The sequence below is a fragment of the Halomonas sp. 3H genome, assembly GCF_024206005.1.
Lineage (GTDB): Bacteria > Pseudomonadota > Gammaproteobacteria > Pseudomonadales > Halomonadaceae > Halomonas > Halomonas campaniensis.
On record NZ_CP100360.1, the window covers coordinates 518,321 to 534,848 of the forward strand.

Here is a 16,528-nt window from a genome sequence, read left to right on the forward strand (position 1 = left end):
GAGGGGCGCCCCTTCAGTCCCTTGACAGCTGCGCTATAATGGGTCCCTTTGCGGACGCCCCGGGTGGCCTCGTTGCGACGGCCACCCCGCCCATCGCCACGGATACCCCATGAAAAGCGCAGACATCAGACAGGCCTTTCTGAGTTACTTCGAGGAGCACGGCCACACCGTCGTGCCCTCCAGCTCCCTGGTACCGGGCAACGACCCGACCCTGCTGTTCACCAACGCCGGCATGGTGCCGTTCAAGGACGTCTTCCTGGGCCGTGACCCGCGCCCCTACGTGCGGGCGGCCTCGTCCCAGCGCTGCGTGCGCGCCGGCGGCAAGCACAACGACCTGGACAACGTCGGCTACACCGCCCGCCACCACACCTTCTTCGAGATGCTGGGCAACTTCAGCTTCGGCGACTACTTCAAGCGCGACGCCATCCACTTCGCCTGGACTTTCCTCACCGAGACCCTGGGCCTGCCCAGGGAGAAGCTGTGGGTCACGGTCCACGTCAGCGACGACGAGGCCGAGGCGATCTGGAAGGAGGAGATGGGCATCGACCCGGCGCGCTTCTCGAAGCTCGACGAGGACAACTTCTGGCAGATGGGCGACACCGGCCCCTGCGGCCCGAGCTCCGAGATCTTCTATGACCACGGCCCCGAGGTGTGGGGCGGTCCTCCGGGCAGCCCCGAGGAGGACGGCGACCGCTACATCGAGATCTGGAACCTGGTGTTCATGCAGTTCGATCGCGATGCCGCCGGCACCCTGCATCCGCTGCCCAAGCCCTCCATCGATACCGGCATGGGCCTGGAGCGCATCGCCGCGGTGATGCAGGGCGTGCACTCGAACTACGAGATCGACCTGTTCCAGAACCTGCTCGAGGCCGCGGCGCGCCATACCGGCCACGCCGATACCCGCAACCCGTCGCTGCGGGTCATCGCCGACCATATCCGCTCCTGCGCCTTCCTGGTCGCCGATGGCGTGCTGCCCTCCAACGAGGGGCGCGGTTACGTGCTGCGCCGGATCATCCGCCGCGCCATCCGCCACGGCCACAAGCTGGGCGCCCAGGGCAACTTCTTCCACAGGCTGGTGGGGGCCCTGGACGCCGAGATGGGCGATGCCTATCCCGAGCTGCGCGAGGCGCGCCAGCAGATCGAGCGGGTGCTGCTCAAGGAGGAGGAGCAGTTCGCCCGCACCCTGGAGCACGGCATGGGCCTGCTCGAGGAGGCCCTGGCCGGCCTGGATGGCGAGGTGCTGCCCGGCGAGACGGTGTTCAAGCTCTACGACACATACGGCTTCCCCTATGACCTGACCGCCGACGTCTGCCGCGAACGCGGCGTGACCCTCGACGAGATCGGCTTCGAGCGCGCCCTGGAGGCCCAGCGCGAGCGTGCCCGGGCGGCCAGCCAGTTCGGCGCCGACTACGGCGCGGCGCTGGAGCTCGAGGGCGAGACCACCTTCACCGGCTACGACCGACTCGAGGATCGCGCCAGCGTGACGGCCCTTGTCGACCGCGACGGCCACGCCCTGGAGGGGCTGGCGCCCGAGCAGCGCGGGATCGTGGTGCTCGACCGCACCCCCTTCTACGGGGAGTCCGGCGGTCAGGTGGGCGACACCGGCTACCTGCACCTGTCGGGCGGCGGCCGCTTCCTGGTCACCGACACCCAGAAGCAGTCTGGCCACCACCTGCACCACGGCGTGCTGCTCGAGGGCACGCTTGCCGTGGGCGACGAGGTGCGCCCCGAGGTCAATGCCGAGCTGCGCGGTGCCACCATCCGCAATCACTCCGCCACCCACCTGATGCACAAGGCGCTGCGCATGGTGCTGGGCGACCACGTGGCCCAGAAGGGCTCGCTGGTGACCCCGGAGCGCCTGCGTTTCGACTTCAGCCACTTCGAGCCCATGACCCCGGGGCAGCTCGCCGAGGTGGAGCGCCTGGTCAACGAGCAGATCCTGGCCAATGCGGCCACGAAGATCGAGCAGATGAGCCTGGACCGGGCCAAGGCCAAGGGGGCGGCGGCGCTCTTCGAGGCCAAGTACGCCGACAGCGTGCGGGTGCTGACCATCGGCGCCGACGACTTCTCCATCGAGCTGTGCGGCGGCACCCACGTGGCTCGCAGCGGCGACATCGGCTGCTTCCATATCGTCAGCGAGCAGGGCATCGCCTCCGGCGTGCGTCGCGTCGAGGCGATCACCGGCGAGGGGGCGCTGGCCTGGTTCCGCGAGCAGGAGGCCCGGCTCACCCGCATCGGCGAGCGCCTCAAGGCCAAGCCCGAGCAGGTCGAGGAGCGCGTCGAGTCGCTGGTGGAGCGCAACCGCGGCCTGGAGAAGGAGCTCGAGCGGCTCAAGGCCAAGCTGGCCAGCGCCGCCGGCAGCGACATGCTGAGCCAGGCCCGCGAGGTCGCCGGGGTCAAGGTGCTGGCCACCCGCCTGGAGGGCGTCTCCGGCAAGGAGCTGCGCAACGTCCTGGACCAGCTCAAGAACAAGCTGGGCTCCGGCATCGTGGTGCTCGGCGTGGCGGACGCCGAGGCCGGCAAGGTCAGCCTGATCGCCGGCGTCACCGACGATCTCACCGGCCGGGTCAAGGCCGGCGAGCTCGTCAACCACGTGGCCTCCCAGGTCGGCGGCAAGGGCGGCGGCCGTGCCGACATGGCCCAGGCCGGGGGGAGCGACGTGGCGGCCCTGCCGGGGGCCCTGGAGAGCGTTCCCGGCTGGGTCGAGGAGCGCCTCGCGTAAGAGATGTTGCAGGGCCGGTCGCCGCAGGGCGCCGGCCCTGTTCGTAGAGAGTCACCTTTCACTCATCCGGGCGTACGCGCCCGACTCACGAGGGAAAAATCGCAGATGGCACTATACGTACAGAAATTCGGCGGCACTTCGGTGGGCTCCGTGGAGCGCATCAAGGCCGTGGCCGAGAAGGTCAAGGGCTTCCGCGACAACGGCCACCAGGTCGTGGTCGTGGTCTCCGCCATGAGCGGCGAGACCAACCGCCTGATCGGCATGGCCAACGAGATCAACGACGAGCCGACGCCGCGGGAGATGGACATGCTGGTCTCCACCGGCGAGCAGGTCACCATCTCGCTGCTGGCCATGGCCCTGCACAAGCTCGGCGTGGCGGCCACCTCCTATACCGGTTCCCAGGTGGGCATCCTCACCGACAGCGCCCACACCAAGGCGCGTATCCAGCGCATCGAGACCGACGAGATGCGCGAGGACCTGGACGAGGGCAAGGTGGTGGTGGTGGCCGGGTTCCAGGGGGTGGATGAAGAGGGCAACATCACCACCCTCGGCCGTGGCGGCTCCGATACCACCGGCGTGGCCCTGGCAGCGGCCCTGGGCGCCGACGAGTGCCAGATCTATACCGATGTGGATGGCGTCTACACCACCGACCCCCGCGTCTGTTCCAAGGCCCAGCGCCTCGACACCATCACCGTCGAGGAGATGCTGGAGCTGGCGAGCCTGGGCTCCAAGGTCCTGCAGATTCGCGCCGTCGAATTTGCGGGCAAGTACAATGTCGCGCTGCGCGTGCTGTCCAGCTTCGAGGATGGCCCCGGCACCCTGATCGTTGCAGACTCCGACCAAGACGAGGACTCCATGGAAGAACCGCTGATCTCCGGTATCGCCTTCACCGCCAACGAAGCCAAGCTGACCCTGCTCAACACCCCGGACGTGCCGGGTGTGGCCTCGCGCATCCTCGGGCCGATCGCCGATGCCAACATCGAGGTCGACATGATCGTGCAGAACGTGGCGCCGGCGGGTGACTATACCGACTTCACCTTCACCGTCGCCAAGGGCGACTACAAGCAGACCATGCGCATCCTGCAGGACCAGGTGATCCCCGACCTGGGCGGCGGCGAACTGCGTGGCGACGACAACATCGCCAAGGTCTCCCTGGTGGGGGTGGGCATGCGTTCCCATGCCGGCGTGGCCTCCAAGATGTTCCGCGTGCTGGCCGAGGAGAACATCAACATCCGCATGGTCTCCACCTCCGAGATCAAGATCTCCGTGGTGATCGACGAGAAGCAGATGGAGCTTGCCGTGCGCGCCCTGCACAAGGCCTTCGGCCTCGACAAGAGCGACATCGAGAGCGAATAAGGCCTGCCCCGGGGCGCCGGCACCATCTACGCTGACAGGGAAGCCCGTGATGCGCCGTGCGCGGCGCTTCCCTTCAGCACGGCGCCGGTGTGTCATGGCTCCTATGCATTGGTCACGGAGGACGTCATGCCACATAATGAGGCGGCGCGGTTCCATCGGCGTGTATCCCGTTGCCAGAAAGCCTTAGAACAAGCCTGAGAAGGAGATCAGCCATGCTCATCCTGACCCGCCGAGTCGGCGAGACCCTGATGATCGGAGATGACATCACCGTTACGGTCCTGGGTGTGAAGGGAAACCAGGTCCGTATCGGCGTCAACGCCCCCAAGGACGTCGCCGTGCATCGCGAGGAGATCTATCAGCGCATCCAGCGCGAGAAGGCCGAGGAGGGCAGCGGCGGCCAGGAAGGGTGAATGTCCTGCCGGCGCAACGGCCTGCTGAAAAAAGACGCCGGGGTCGCTGGACAAAGGCCTTCAGAAACGGTAAGATATGCGCCGTGTCGATGAGGGAGAGGTGGCCGAGTGGCTGAAGGCGCTCCCCTGCTAAGGGAGTATGGGGTTTATAGCCTCATCGAGGGTTCGAATCCCTCCCTCTCCGCCATGACGCTTGCGACTGCAAGCTCAGGGTCGACATAGGTGTGAAGATCAAGCGCCCGTAGCTCAGCTGGATAGAGTACCTGACTACGAATCAGGTGGTCGGAGGTTCGAATCCTCCCGGGCGCGCCATCTTCCTCCAGGTTCCACGTGATGGCGATTCACGCTAACCCTCGCTCTACGCGCCCGTAGCTCAGCTGGATAGAGTACCTGACTACGAATCAGGTGGTCGGAGGTTCGAATCCTCCCGGGCGCGCCAGATTTCGACCCGTCCTCCTCGCGAGGGCGGGTCTTCTGCTTTCGGGCTCGAGCTGGGCCCACCCCTTTCTGCTAGCTGGATCGACGGCGTGCGAGCGCACGGGTCGATTCCGCGATCGTTTGAGGCGCCGTCACTTCCGTGACGTGCGCCTCTTTTTTTGGTTAACCGCCGCCTGGTCCCTCGGCTCAGGCGGGCTGCGCGGCGTCGGCGCGGCACGCGTCATCCGTCGCCAGGCCGAGGAGCAGGTCGTCCAGCCGGGTGAGGCGTTTCAGCGAGGCGAAGCGGCGCGCCGCCTCGGCATCGCGGGCGCGCATCTGGTTGAGCCACTGCTTGACCAGCGAGGCGACCACGCGCTCGGGAAGTGTGCTACGCTGCAATGCAGCAAAGCGGGCAAGGATCTCGGCCCGTGCCCGCCAGGGCGTCGCGGGCAGGGTCTCGCCGGTGGCCTGCCAGTGGCGGATGCGGTGGGCGAGCCAGGGGTCGGCCAGGGCCCCGCGCCCCAGCATCACGTCGTCGCACCCCGAGAGGGTGCGGGCACGCCAGTAGTCCTCCAGGCTCCAGATGTCGCCATTGGCGACGACCGGGATCGAGAGGTGCCGGCGAATGCGGCCGATCCACTCCCAGTGGGCGGGCGGGCGGTAGCCCTCGTCGCGGGTGCGCCCATGCACGACCAGCTGACGGGCGCCGGCCTCCTGGGCCGCCAGGGAGCAGGCCAGCGCCAGGCGACGATCCGCGAAGCCCAGGCGAACCTTGGCCGTCACCGGGATCGCCTGGCCCACGGCGTCATGCACGGCCGCCACGGCGTCATGCACGCGGCGCGGGTCGCGCAGCAGCGAGGCGCCGCCGTCGTGGCGGTTGACCAGCTTGGCGGGGCAGCCGAAGTTGAGGTCGAGGCTCACGGCGCCCAGGCGCAGCGCCTGGCGGGCGTTGGCGGCCAGCGCCTCGGGGTCGGAGCCGAGCAGCTGCAGGTGCACCGGCACGCCGCTTGGGGTGGCGACCTCGGGCAGTGTCAGCTCGGGGCAGTGCTTGTGGAAGACGCGGGGCGGCAGCCGGGCATCGACGACGCGCACGAATTCGGTGACCGCCCAGTCGAAGCCCGGCAGGCGGGTCAGCAGCGCCCGGGTATGGACGTCGATGACCCCCTCCATCGGGGCGAGGCCGATGCGACCCGGTGCTCCTTGTAGTAAATTAACAACTCTGACTTCCACCATGTCCCCATTGCAATCTGTCGTGAATGTGGCAGGTTATACCATCCGAAAAAATGCGCAATCCACCCTGTTGCTGAACGATAGGCGCAAGGTGGCGACAAGAATCAGGAGACCGCTGGATGCAGGATATCGAGCTTCTACACGAGGGCCTGGCCCTGATGGGTCTCGGCATGGGGTTTGTTTTTGTTTTTCTTACCGTGCTGGTGATCACCACGACCCTCATGTCGCTGACCCTCCGGCGCTTCGCGCCCGAGCCGGCCAAGCCCGCCAGCGGCAGCGCCCGTCCCCCGGCCCCGCGCCAGGAGGACGAGGAGCTGATGGTGGTGATCGGCGCCGCCCTGCATCGCTACCGTCAGCGCCATCGCCGCTGACGGTCTCCCCCCTTTCGCCTTTCCTACTCCCTAAAATGACAAGGTCACTCCCATGACTGACAACGCTCGCCCGCTCGGCATCACCGACGTCGTCCTGCGTGATGCCCACCAGTCGCTCTTCGCCACGCGCCTGCGCCTGGAGGACATGCTGCCCATCGCCGAGAAGCTCGACCGCGTCGGCTTCTGGTCGCTCGAGTCCTGGGGGGGGGCCACCTTCGACGCCTGCATCCGCTACCTGGGCGAGGATCCCTGGGAGCGCATCCGCGAGCTCAAGGCGGCCATGCCCAACACCCCCCAGCAGATGCTGCTGCGCGGCCAGAACCTGCTCGGCTATCGCCACTACGCCGATGACGTGGTGGACCGCTTCGTCGAGCGCGCCAGGACCAACGGCGTCGATGTGTTCCGCGTCTTCGATGCCATGAACGACCCGCGCAACCTGGAGCGCGCCATCCAGGCGGTGCGCAACGTCGAGGGCCACGCCCAGGGCACGCTCTCCTATACCGTGAGCCCGGTGCACACCCTGGACGGCTGGGTCGAGCTCGGCAAGACCATCGCCGGCATGGGCGCCGATTCCCTGTGCATCAAGGACATGGCCGGTCTGCTCAAGCCCTACGATGCCTATGAGCTGGTCACCAAGCTCAAGGCCGCGGTGGACATCCCGATCCACATGCAGTGCCACGCCACCACCGGTCTCTCCACCTCCACCATCGTCAAGGCCGCCGAGGCCGGCATCGACAACGTCGACACCGCCATCTCCTCGATGTCCATGACCTATGGCCACAGCCCCACCGAGTCGGTGGTGGCGATCCTCCAGGGCACCGAGCGCGACACCGGCCTGGACCTCGAACTGCTCGAGGAGATCGCCGCCTACTTCCGCGAGGTGCGCAAGAAGTACGCCGCCTTCGAGGGCTCGCTGAAGGGCATCGACTCGCGCATCCTGATCGCCCAGGTGCCGGGCGGCATGCTCACCAACATGGAAGGCCAGCTCAAGGAGCAGGGCGCCGGCGACAAGCTCGACGACGTGCTCCAGGAGATCCCGCGGGTCCGCGAGGACCTGGGCTTCATCCCGCTGGTCACCCCCACCTCGCAGATCGTCGGCACCCAGGCGGTGATGAACGTGATGATGGGCGAGCGCTACAAGTCGATCTCCAAGGAGGTCCAGGCGCTGCTCAAGGGCGAGTATGGCGCCGCGCCGGCCGAATTCAACCGGGAGCTGCAGGCCCGCGTGCTGGAGGGCAAGGAACCCATCACCTGCCGTCCCGCCGACCTGCTCGAGGCGGAGATGGAGCGGCTGACCGCCGAGCTCAAGGAGAAGGCCAAGGCCGACGGCATCCGCCTGGCCGAGGGCGAGCGTGAGATCGACGATGTGCTCACCTATGCGCTGTTCCCGCAGATCGGCCTGAAGTTCCTGAAGAACCGCGACAACCCCGACGCCTTCGAGCCGGTGCCCCAGGCCCCGGAGGCCGGCGCCAGCCTGCCGGTCGCTTCGCCGCAGGCCGAGACCAAGGCGCCTGCCGTCAGCGGCGGCGCGCCGGCCGGTCCCGAGACCTACACGGTCAAGGTCAACGGCAAGCAGTACGTGGTCGAGGTGGCCGAGGGCGGCGAGATCGGCCAGGTGGCCGAGAAGGACGCGGCCGCGACGCCCGCCGAGAGCGCCCCGGCGGCACCGACCGGCGAGGCCATCACCGCGCCGCTGGCGGGCAATATCTTCAAGGTCAACGTGCGCGAGGGCGACAGCGTCGCTGAGGGCGACGTGGTGATCATTCTCGAGGCCATGAAGATGGAGACCGAGGTGCGGGCGGCGAGCGCCGGCACCGTGTCGGCCATCAAGGTCAGCGAGGGCGACAGCGTCGCCGTCGGTGACGTCCTGATCGAGCTCTGAGGGGCCTCACCATGGATAAGCTGGTAACCCTCTGGTACGGCTCGGGGGCCTACAACCTGACCCCCGGCCAGGCCGTGATGATCCTGGTCGGGCTGGGGCTGCTCTACCTGGCCATCGCCAAGAAGTTCGAGCCGCTGCTGCTGGTGCCGATCGGCTTCGCCGGCATCCTCGCCAACATCCCCGAGGCGGGTCTTGCCATCTCGGCGCTGGACCAGGCCATCGAGGTGGCGCGCCCCGCGGTGCTGCAGCAGATCGCCGCCGCCCTCGGGGCCACCCTCGACCCGCTGGCCGGTGAGGAGGCCTGGCGCAGCACCCTGAAGCTGATCGTCGATGACGGCGCCTCGCCGGACCAGCTGCGGGCCGCCAAGGACGTGGCCATGAACGTCGGCTACGGCGACGGCCTCCTCTACGTCTTCTACAAGGTCGCCGTGGAGTCCGGCATCGCCCCGCTGATCATCTTCATGGGCGTGGGCGCGATGACCGACTTCGGCCCGCTGCTGGCCAACCCGCGGACCCTGTTCCTGGGCGCGGCCGCGCAGTTCGGCATCTTCGCCACCCTGTTCGGCGCGGTGGGCATGTCGGCCATGGGCTGGATGGACTTCTCGCTCAACCAGGCCGCCGCCATCGGCATCATCGGCGGCGCCGACGGCCCCACCTCGATCTACGTGTCGAGCGTGCTGGCGCCGGAGCTGCTGGGTGCCATCGCGGTGGCCGCCTACGCCTACATGGCGCTGGTGCCGATGATCCAGCCGCCGATCATGAAGCTGCTGACCAGCAGGAAGGAGCGCGAGATCACCATGACGCAGCTGCGTCCGGTGTCGAAGCTCGAGAAGATCGTCTTCCCGCTGGCCCTGCTGGTGCTGGTGGCGCTGTTCCTGCCGGATGCCTCGCCGCTGCTGGGGATGTTCTGCTTCGGCAACCTGATGCGCGAGTGTGGCGTGGTGGAACGTCTGACCGACACTGCCCAGAACGCCCTGATCAACATCGTCACCATCGTGCTGGGCCTGGCCGTAGGCTCCAAGCTGATGGCCGAGAGCTTCCTGGCGGTGGAGACTCTGGGCATCATGGGGCTGGGCATGGTGGCCTTCGCCATCGGCACCGCGGCCGGGGTGCTGATGGCCAAGCTGATGAACCTGGTCAGCAAGATGCCGATCAACCCCCTGATCGGCGCCGCCGGCGTCTCCGCGGTGCCCATGGCAGCTCGGGTCGCCAACAAGGTGGGGCTGGAATCCAACCCGCACAACTTCCTGCTGATGCACGCCATGGGGCCCAACGTGGCCGGGGTGATCGGCTCGGCGGTGGCCGCGGGGGTGATGATCAAGTACCTGGGGTGAGGCCCACCGGTACCCCCATGCCAACGGCGCCCCGCGGGGCGCCGTTGGCGTATCCGGGGCGGCGGCTGCCTCACCAGGGCAGCACGGCCCCGTCGGTGCGGGGTTCGGTGCCGCCACAGAGCACCCCGGTCTCCCGGTCGCGCAGGATCACCTGGCCGCGGCCGAAGCTCAGGCTGTCGGCCACCTTGACGATGTGGTGGCCGCGGCGCGCCAGGGCCTGGGCCAGGTGGTCGGGGAAGTGCGGCTCGACCTCGACGGTCCTGCCCCGGGTCCACTTCCAGCGGGGCATGTCGAGGGCCGCCTGGGGGTTGAGGTGGTCGTCGAGCATCCCGGTGATCACCTGGACATGCCCCTGGGGCTGCATGAAGCCGCCCATCACCCCGAACGGCCCCACGGCCTCGCGGTCGCGGGTGATGAAGCCGGGGATGATGGTGTGGTAGGTGCGCTTGCCGGGCGCCAGGACATTGGGGTGCTCGGGGTCCAGCGAGAAGGACCAGCCGCGGTTCTGAAGGCTGATGCCGGTGCCCGGGACCACGATCCCGGAGCCGAAGCCTTTGAAGTTGCTCTGGATGAACGACACCATGTTGCCGTCGGCATCGGCGGTGGCCAGGTAGACGGTGCCGCCCATGATCGGGTTGCCATGCACCGGGTCCAGCGCGGTGTCGCCAATCAGGCTGGCGCGGGCCTTGAGGTAGTCGTCGGCAAGCATCTGCTCGACGCTCGGCCCCATGGCGTCCGCCTCGGTGATGTAGCGTAGGCCATCCACGTAGCCCAGCTTGGTGGCCTCGATGCGGCGATGCAGGGTCTCCACCGGGTCGCGTCCCTCCTCGCCCATGCGCTCGAGCATGCCGAGCGCCTGCAGCGCGATCATGCCGCTGCCGTTGGGGGGAATCTCCCAGATGTCGTGGCCGCGGTAGCGGGTGCTGATCGGCTCCACCCACTCGGGGCTGAAGTCGGCCAGGTCCTCGCGGCGCAGCAGGCCGCCATGCTCGCGGAAGAAGGCATCGATCCGGTCCGCCAGTTCCCCCTCATAGAAGTCTCGGGCGTGGCTCCCGGCAATGGCGCGCAGCGTGCGGGCGTGGTCCGGCGACGACCAGAGCTCGCCGGGACGCGGGGCATGGCCCTTCGGCGCGAAGGTGGCGAACCAGGGCAGGAAGGCCGGATCGTCGTAGCGGGAATAGCTCTCGTGGGCGTCCTCCCACATCTGGTTGACGATCGGCGAGACCGGGAAGCCCTCCTCGGCCAGGGCGATGGCCGGGGCCAGCAGGTCGGCAAACGGCAGCTTGCCGAAGCGCTCGGAGAGGGCGGCCCAGGCGGCCGGTGCGCCCGGCACGGTCACCGGCAGCAGCCCGTGCTCGGGCACGCGCTCATGGCCCAGGGCCCGGATCGCCTCGGGGGTCGCGGCCCGGGGCGCCGGGCCGCTGGCGTTCAGGCCGTGGAGCGCACCGTCGATCCACACGATGGCGAAGGCATCGCTGCCGATGCCGTTGGAGGTGGGCTCGACCACGGTCAGGGCCGCCGCCGTGGCGATGGCGGCATCCACGGCGTTGCCGCCCTGCTGCAGGATCTGCATGCCGGCCTGGGCGCCCAGGGGCTGCGAGGTGGCGACCATGCCGCGACGGCCGAAGCTGGCGGTGCGTCGCGAAGGGCTCGGGTAGTAGCGTGCATCATGCCGCATGGAGAACTCCTCTGGTGGCTCAGGCGTCGTTGCGTCGCGCCGCGAGCTGGTTGCGTTGGATCTTGCGATTCTGGTAGAGCGAGAAGATGACCGAGGCCACGGCCAGGGCCAGGAACAGCGCCGAGAGGGGGCGGGTCAGGAAGGTCAGCCAGCTGCTGTCAAGCTCCAGGGCGCGGAACAGCTGGCGCTCCAGGTTGTTGCCCAGCACCACGCCGAGGATCAGCGGGGTCAGCGGGACCTCGGCCTTCCACAGCAGGTAGCCGAGGATGCCGAAGCCGAACAGCACCCAGATGTCGAACAGGTTGTTGTTCAGGGCATAGGAGCCGATGGCGCAGAGCATCAGCACCACCGGCACCAGGATCTGCTGGGGGATCAGCGAGATCTTGGCGAACCAGCGGACCAGCAGCAGCTGGCAGAGCACCATCACCACGGCCCCGATCAGCAGGCTGGCGTAGATCGCCCCCACCAGTACCGGGTTCTGCTCGAACATCAGCGGCCCTGGCGTGATGCCGTGAAGGATCAGCACCCCCATCATGATGGCCATGGGCAGGTCGCCGGGAATGCCCAGCGCCAGGGTCGGCACGAAGGCACCGCCGGCCACGGCGCTGTTGGAGGACTCGGAGGCGACGATGCCGTCCGGAGTGCCGGTACCGAAGCGTTCCGGATGGCGCGAGAACTTCTTGGCCTGGTCGTAGCTGATGAAGTTGGCCACCGTGCCGCCGGTGCCCGGCAGGGCGCCGACCAGGCTGCCGATCAGCGAGGAGCGCAGGGTGTTGAGCTTCTGGCCAGCCATGTCGCGAAGGATGCGGCCGTAGGGGATGGAGACGTTGGTATCCACCCCCCGGGCATCGCTCGGTTCGTCACGCAGCTTCTCGAGGTTGCCCATCAGCTGGGAGAAGGCAAAGATGCCGATCATCACCGGCAGGATCTCGAAACCCGAGCTGAAGGCGGGCAGGCCGAAGTCGAAGCGCAGGTTGCTGTTGCGGTCGTAGCCCACGGTGGTGATCAGCAGGCCCAGCACCGCCGCCAGCAGCCCCTTCAGCAGGGCGCCGTTGGACAGCCCCGCGACCAGCGTCAGGGCGAAGATGATCAGCGCGGTGATCTCCCAGGGGCGGAAGTTCATGCTGAAGCCGGCGATCAGCGGGCCGAAGAAGACCAGCACGGCCACGCTGATCAGGGTGCCGAGGAAGGAGGCCGCCACTCCGATGCCCAGGGCCCGCCCGGGTTCGCCCTTCTGGGCCATGGGGTAGCCATCGTAGACGGTGGTGATCGAGGAGGGCGTGCCCGGGATGCCGAGCATCACCCCCGAGACGATTCCTCCCGAGTAGCCGCCGACGAAGACCCCGACCATCAGCGAGACGCCGCTGACCGGGTCCATGGCGAAGGTGAAGGGGAAGACCACCAGGATCGCCATGGTGACGGTGAAGCCCGGGATGCTTCCGCCGATGATGCCGAACAGCACGCCGACCAGGATCAGCAGCAGCACCGAGGGGCTGCCGACCTGGGCGAGAGCTTGTAGAAAGAAGTCAGCCATGGGGCTCTCCGTGGTCGGTCAGGGCAGCCAGACGTTGAGGCCGAAGCGGAAGATCACGTAGACCAGCGGCGCCAGGGTGAGGCTCACCGCGAGGTTGATGGCCCACTTGCGGCGCGTGTCGATGCCCAGCAGCAGGGCCAGCGATGCCACCAGGAAACCGATGGTGGCGGCCAGGTAGCCGACCCAAGGCAGCAGCAGGGCATAGGCCCCGAACAGTGCGAAGAGGCACAGCACGATGCGATGGTGGGCCAGCCAGGCGGTGAAGGTGCGCCGCGGTGCCGTGCGCGGCGGCACGCCCGCCATCAGCGAGCGCACCAGGATCAGCAGCGCGAGCAGGCCGATGATGACCAGCAGGATGCGTGGAAACAGGGCCGAGCCGTAGGGCTGCCAGCTGGTGGGTGGCCGGATGTGGCGGGTCTCCGCCAGCATGACGGCGGTGAGCACCAGCATGGCCAGCGCCAGGGCGCGGTCCTTGGTTAGCGTCAACATGGGGGAGCTCTCCGGCGCCCCGCTGGCCGGACTGCCGGGCCAGCGGGTGCGCCATGGTCTCAGTTCTGGAAGTCGATGTTCTCGGCGGCGGCGGACAGGGCGGCCTCGTTGTCGTCGAGGAAGGCCTGGTAGTCGTCACCGGCCAGGAAGCGCACCACCGAACCGAACTCGTTCTCGATGCGGCTGCGCACCTGCTCGTTCTCCAGCGCCTGGCCATAGGCCTCGGCGACGGTGTCGAGCACCTCCAGGGGGGTGCCCTTGGGGGCGAAGATGCCGCGGCTGGTGGAGTGATCCATCTCGATGCCCATCTCGCGCAGGGTCGGCACGTCGGGCAGGCCGTCGAGCCGCTCCGGGTGGGCGACCCCCAGGGGGCGGAAGGTGCCGTCCTCGAAGAAGGCGCCGCCGGAGGGGAGGTTGAACATGGCGAAGTCGATCTCCTCGGCCAGCAGCGCGGAGACCTGCTCGCCGGTGTCCGGATAGCCGACCAGGCGCACGTCGGCCATGTCGATGCCGGCCTCGTCGAAGAACTGCACCCAGAAGAAGTGGTCGGTGGAGCTCGGGATCATGCTGAAGCGCACCTGGCCGGGGTTCTCGCGAACGTAGTCGGCGATCTCGTCGGCGCTCTGCACCGGATGGTTGGCGTGGGCGGCGGGGATGTTGATGGTCTGGGTCAGCAGGGCGATCGGTTCGAAGGCGTCATAGGAGTAGTCCACGGTGCCGGCGAGCTTGGAGAGCGCGATGGTGTCGTGGCTGCCCAGCAGGGTGTAGCCGTCAGGCCGTGCGTCCTTGACGTTGCGCGAGCCCAGCGTGGCGCCGGCCCCCGCCATGTTGACCGGCACGATCGACTCGCCCAGGTGCTGCTCGGCCTCCTGGGAGATCAGGCGGAAGATGATGTCGGTGGCCCCGCCCGGACCATAGGGAATGATCAGGCGGATGTCCTGCTCGGGATAGTCGGCCGCGGCGGTGGCCGAGAAGGCGACGCCGCCGGCGAGGCCGATGGCGGCCAGGGTACGGATCAGTGTGTTGCGCGTCATGGTGGTACACCTCGGGTCTTGTGGCTGTTGTTGTCATGCCGGCCTCTGTCGGGAGGCGGCAAGGGTGTGAGCGCGTGTTCCCGTGTCGGGTCTTGTTATGGCGTTGTCGATGACAGGCGTCGGGCGGTGCTCACCCGAGAAAGAGTCCTCCGTAGATCAGGGCGGCCAGCACCACGAAGGCCGGGTGGGTGCGAAAGTGCAGCAGGGCGATCGCCGCGGCGGCCCCGATCAGCAGGGTATGCAGCATCCCGGCGCCCTGGAGTCCCTCGTCGAGGAAGCTCCAGGTCAGCCAGGCCATCATCATGGCGATCACCGGGCGGACCCACTGGCTCATGCGTTTCACCCGCGGCGAGTCGCGGTAGCGGTAGAGCAGCCCCAGGGCGCCGAGCATCAGCAGCAGGGAGGGCACCACGGTGGCCAGCACCGCCACCAGGGCCCCGACGACACCGGCGACCTCGTAGCCGATCTGGCCGGCCATCTTGGTGGCGATGGGGCTGGGCAGGGCGTTGCCGAGCGCCAGGGTCTCGGCGAACTGCTGGGCGCTCATCCAGCCGTAGCGACCCACCACCTCGGCCTCGATCAGCGGGATGATCGCCGGCCCGCCGCCATAGCCGATGATGTTGGGAATGAAGAAGGCGAGGAACAGCTCCCAGTAGGTCATCGGCTGGCCTCCTCGGCGGTACCGGCCGGCCGCAGCAGGGCCGCCGCCAGCAGCGCCCCGACCACCCAGCCGGGGTGGAGGCCCACCAGGTAGATCAGCCCCCCCGCCGTGGCCGCCATGGCCAGGCTGATACCCCAGCCCAGTGCCAGCCGCGACTTGTTCCAGAAGTCCAGGGTCAGCTGCGCCATCATCACCATGACCACCGGGACGACCGCCTGGCCCATGCCGCGGATCCAGTCCACGTCACGGTAGCGGCTGAACAGGCCAAGCAGCAGGATCATGGCGACGATCATCGGCAGGATCACCGCCAGCACGGCGATCAGGCAGCCCGGCAGGCCGGCCACCCGATAGCCGATATAGCCGGGCATCTTGGTGGCGATCGGCCCGGGCAGGGTGTTGCCGATGGCGAGGATGTCGGCGAACTCCTCATCGGAGAGCCAGGTATGGCGCTTGACCACCTCCTGCTGGACCAGCGGTATCATCGCCGGCCCGCCGCCGAAGCCGAGCAGCCCGATGCGGGTGAAGGCCCAGAAGAGGGCGCCCAGGGGCGCCTTGTCGGGGGCGCTCAAGGGGTCACCTCCAGGGAGTCGATGGCAGGGCAGTCGATGGTTTTTATTCTCATTGGTCGTCTTTGCGATAGAAAATCGATTATATTGTCTTCACCGACTATAGGGCGGCGCGGAAAGGAGCGTCAAGTGTTGGCGGGAGCGGACGTCGAGGAGGGGAAATGGCCATACCCAAACGGAAGGGACGCATGACCACATCCAGCCGCATCTACGACACCCTGCGGCAGGACCTGGTGAATGGGCGGTTCGAGGCGGGGGAGAAGGTGGCGATCAGCTCGCTCAAGGCGCGCTACGATGTCGGGCTGAGCCCGCTGCGCGAGGCCCTCAATCGCCTCGCGGCCTACGGGTTGCTGATCCAGGAGAACCAGCGCGGCTTTCGCGTGCCCAGGCTGGAGCGTGACGAACTGGACGATATCGCCGGGATGCGCCGCGAGCTGGAGGGCATGGCGCTGGAGCGGGCGATCGCCCGGGGCGATGCCGAATGGGAGTCGGAGCTGCTCGCGGCGGCCCATCGCCTCAAGCGCGCCGACCAGGCCCCGGAGAGTGGCGATGAGTGGGAGCGGCTGCATGGGCGCTTCCATCGCACCCTGGTCGCTCCCTGCGGCTCGGCCTGGCTGCTGCGCTTCATCGAGCAGCTGCACGACCAGTTCGACCGCTACCGGCGTCTGGCGCCGGAGGCGCCGGAGGTGCGCCGGGTGCTGGATGCCCAGCATGGCGAGCTGGTGGCGCTGGCCCTGGAGCGCGATGCGCGGGGCGCGCGCGCCCTGATGGATGACCATATCCAGCGCTCCTACGAGGTGGCGCTGGGCAGCTTTTCCCGGGGCCGCCTGACACGCTGAGCTGC

At 68.1% G+C, this 16,528-nt stretch carries 14 protein-coding genes and 3 tRNA genes; 10 read left to right on the forward strand and 7 right to left on the reverse strand.

Annotation, left to right across the window (positions count from 1 at the left end):
- Window positions 1-109 precede the first annotated feature (109 nt).
- The 6 genes from alaS to NFC98_RS02555 all read left to right on the forward strand — a co-directional run bounded on the left by alaS (window position 110) and on the right by NFC98_RS02555 (window position 4,927).
- A complete protein-coding gene (gene alaS, locus NFC98_RS02530) occupies window positions 110-2,722 on the forward strand; it encodes an alanine--tRNA ligase (RefSeq protein ID WP_254276607.1) in 2,613 nt (870 codons plus the stop codon).
- Window positions 2,723-2,827: 105 nt separating this feature from the next.
- Window positions 2,828-4,078: an aspartate kinase gene (locus tag NFC98_RS02535; protein WP_254276608.1), complete on the forward strand. Its 1,251-nt coding sequence runs from the start codon at window positions 2,828-2,830 to the stop codon at window positions 4,076-4,078.
- A 212-nt stretch (window positions 4,079-4,290) separates the two neighbouring features.
- The gene (csrA, locus tag NFC98_RS02540) at window positions 4,291-4,488 is read left to right on the forward strand and encodes a carbon storage regulator CsrA (protein ID WP_183330780.1); all 198 of its coding nucleotides are present in this window, start codon (window positions 4,291-4,293) and stop codon (window positions 4,486-4,488) included.
- A 94-nt stretch (window positions 4,489-4,582) separates the two neighbouring features.
- A tRNA-Ser gene (locus NFC98_RS02545) sits at window positions 4,583-4,675 on the forward strand.
- Between the two features lie 48 nt (window positions 4,676-4,723).
- Window positions 4,724-4,800, forward strand: a tRNA-Arg gene (locus tag NFC98_RS02550).
- Window positions 4,801-4,850: 50 nt separating this feature from the next.
- Window positions 4,851-4,927, forward strand: a tRNA-Arg gene (locus NFC98_RS02555).
- Between the two features lie 185 nt (window positions 4,928-5,112).
- Here NFC98_RS02555 and NFC98_RS02560 read toward each other — a convergent pair.
- Window positions 5,113-6,075, reverse strand: a complete 963-nt coding sequence (locus NFC98_RS02560; protein ID WP_254277765.1) for a tRNA-dihydrouridine synthase — start codon at window positions 6,073-6,075, stop codon at window positions 5,113-5,115.
- 179 nt (window positions 6,076-6,254) lie between these two features.
- On the opposite strand from NFC98_RS02560, the gene NFC98_RS02565 reads away from it, so the two are divergent.
- The 3 genes from NFC98_RS02565 to NFC98_RS02575 are packed head-to-tail and all read left to right on the forward strand — an operon-like array spanning window position 6,255 to window position 9,722.
- Window positions 6,255-6,506: an OadG family protein gene (locus tag NFC98_RS02565; RefSeq protein ID WP_183330781.1), complete on the forward strand. Its 252-nt coding sequence runs from the start codon at window positions 6,255-6,257 to the stop codon at window positions 6,504-6,506.
- Between the two features lie 52 nt (window positions 6,507-6,558).
- Window positions 6,559-8,388: a sodium-extruding oxaloacetate decarboxylase subunit alpha gene (oadA, locus tag NFC98_RS02570; protein ID WP_254276609.1), complete on the forward strand. Its 1,830-nt coding sequence runs from the start codon at window positions 6,559-6,561 to the stop codon at window positions 8,386-8,388.
- A gap of 11 nt (window positions 8,389-8,399) precedes the next feature.
- Window positions 8,400-9,722 carry a sodium ion-translocating decarboxylase subunit beta gene (locus NFC98_RS02575; protein WP_254276610.1) on the forward strand — a complete coding sequence of 441 codons (1,323 nt, stop codon included), beginning with the start codon at window positions 8,400-8,402 and terminating at the stop codon, window positions 9,720-9,722.
- A 70-nt stretch (window positions 9,723-9,792) separates the two neighbouring features.
- Here the strand turns inward: NFC98_RS02575 and NFC98_RS02580 are convergent, their stop codons facing one another.
- From NFC98_RS02580 to NFC98_RS02605, 6 genes are all read right to left on the reverse strand, one after another.
- The gene (locus NFC98_RS02580; protein ID WP_254276611.1) at window positions 9,793-11,400 is read right to left on the reverse strand and encodes a gamma-glutamyltransferase family protein; all 1,608 of its coding nucleotides are present in this window, start codon (window positions 11,398-11,400) and stop codon (window positions 9,793-9,795) included.
- 19 nt (window positions 11,401-11,419) lie between these two features.
- Complete coding sequence (locus NFC98_RS02585; protein WP_254276612.1) at window positions 11,420-12,934, reverse strand: tripartite tricarboxylate transporter permease; 1,515 nt, start codon at window positions 12,932-12,934, stop codon at window positions 11,420-11,422.
- Window positions 12,935-12,952: 18 nt separating this feature from the next.
- Window positions 12,953-13,423 carry a tripartite tricarboxylate transporter TctB family protein gene (locus NFC98_RS02590; protein WP_254276613.1) on the reverse strand — a complete coding sequence of 157 codons (471 nt, stop codon included), beginning with the start codon at window positions 13,421-13,423 and terminating at the stop codon, window positions 12,953-12,955.
- A 59-nt stretch (window positions 13,424-13,482) separates the two neighbouring features.
- Window positions 13,483-14,457: a tripartite tricarboxylate transporter substrate binding protein gene (locus tag NFC98_RS02595; protein ID WP_254276614.1), complete on the reverse strand. Its 975-nt coding sequence runs from the start codon at window positions 14,455-14,457 to the stop codon at window positions 13,483-13,485.
- Between the two features lie 130 nt (window positions 14,458-14,587).
- The gene (locus tag NFC98_RS02600) at window positions 14,588-15,118 is read right to left on the reverse strand and encodes a chromate transporter (protein ID WP_254276615.1); all 531 of its coding nucleotides are present in this window, start codon (window positions 15,116-15,118) and stop codon (window positions 14,588-14,590) included.
- Window positions 15,115-15,687 (reverse strand): chromate transporter, encoded by a 573-nt coding sequence (locus NFC98_RS02605; protein ID WP_254276616.1) that lies wholly within the window; start codon window positions 15,685-15,687, stop codon window positions 15,115-15,117. The genes NFC98_RS02600 and NFC98_RS02605 overlap by 4 nt, the downstream gene beginning before the upstream one ends.
- A gap of 185 nt (window positions 15,688-15,872) precedes the next feature.
- Between NFC98_RS02605 and NFC98_RS02610 the strand changes: the two genes are divergently transcribed.
- Entirely contained in the window at window positions 15,873-16,523 is a 651-nt protein-coding gene (locus NFC98_RS02610) for a GntR family transcriptional regulator (protein ID WP_254276617.1), read from the forward strand.
- Window positions 16,524-16,528 lie beyond the last annotated feature (5 nt).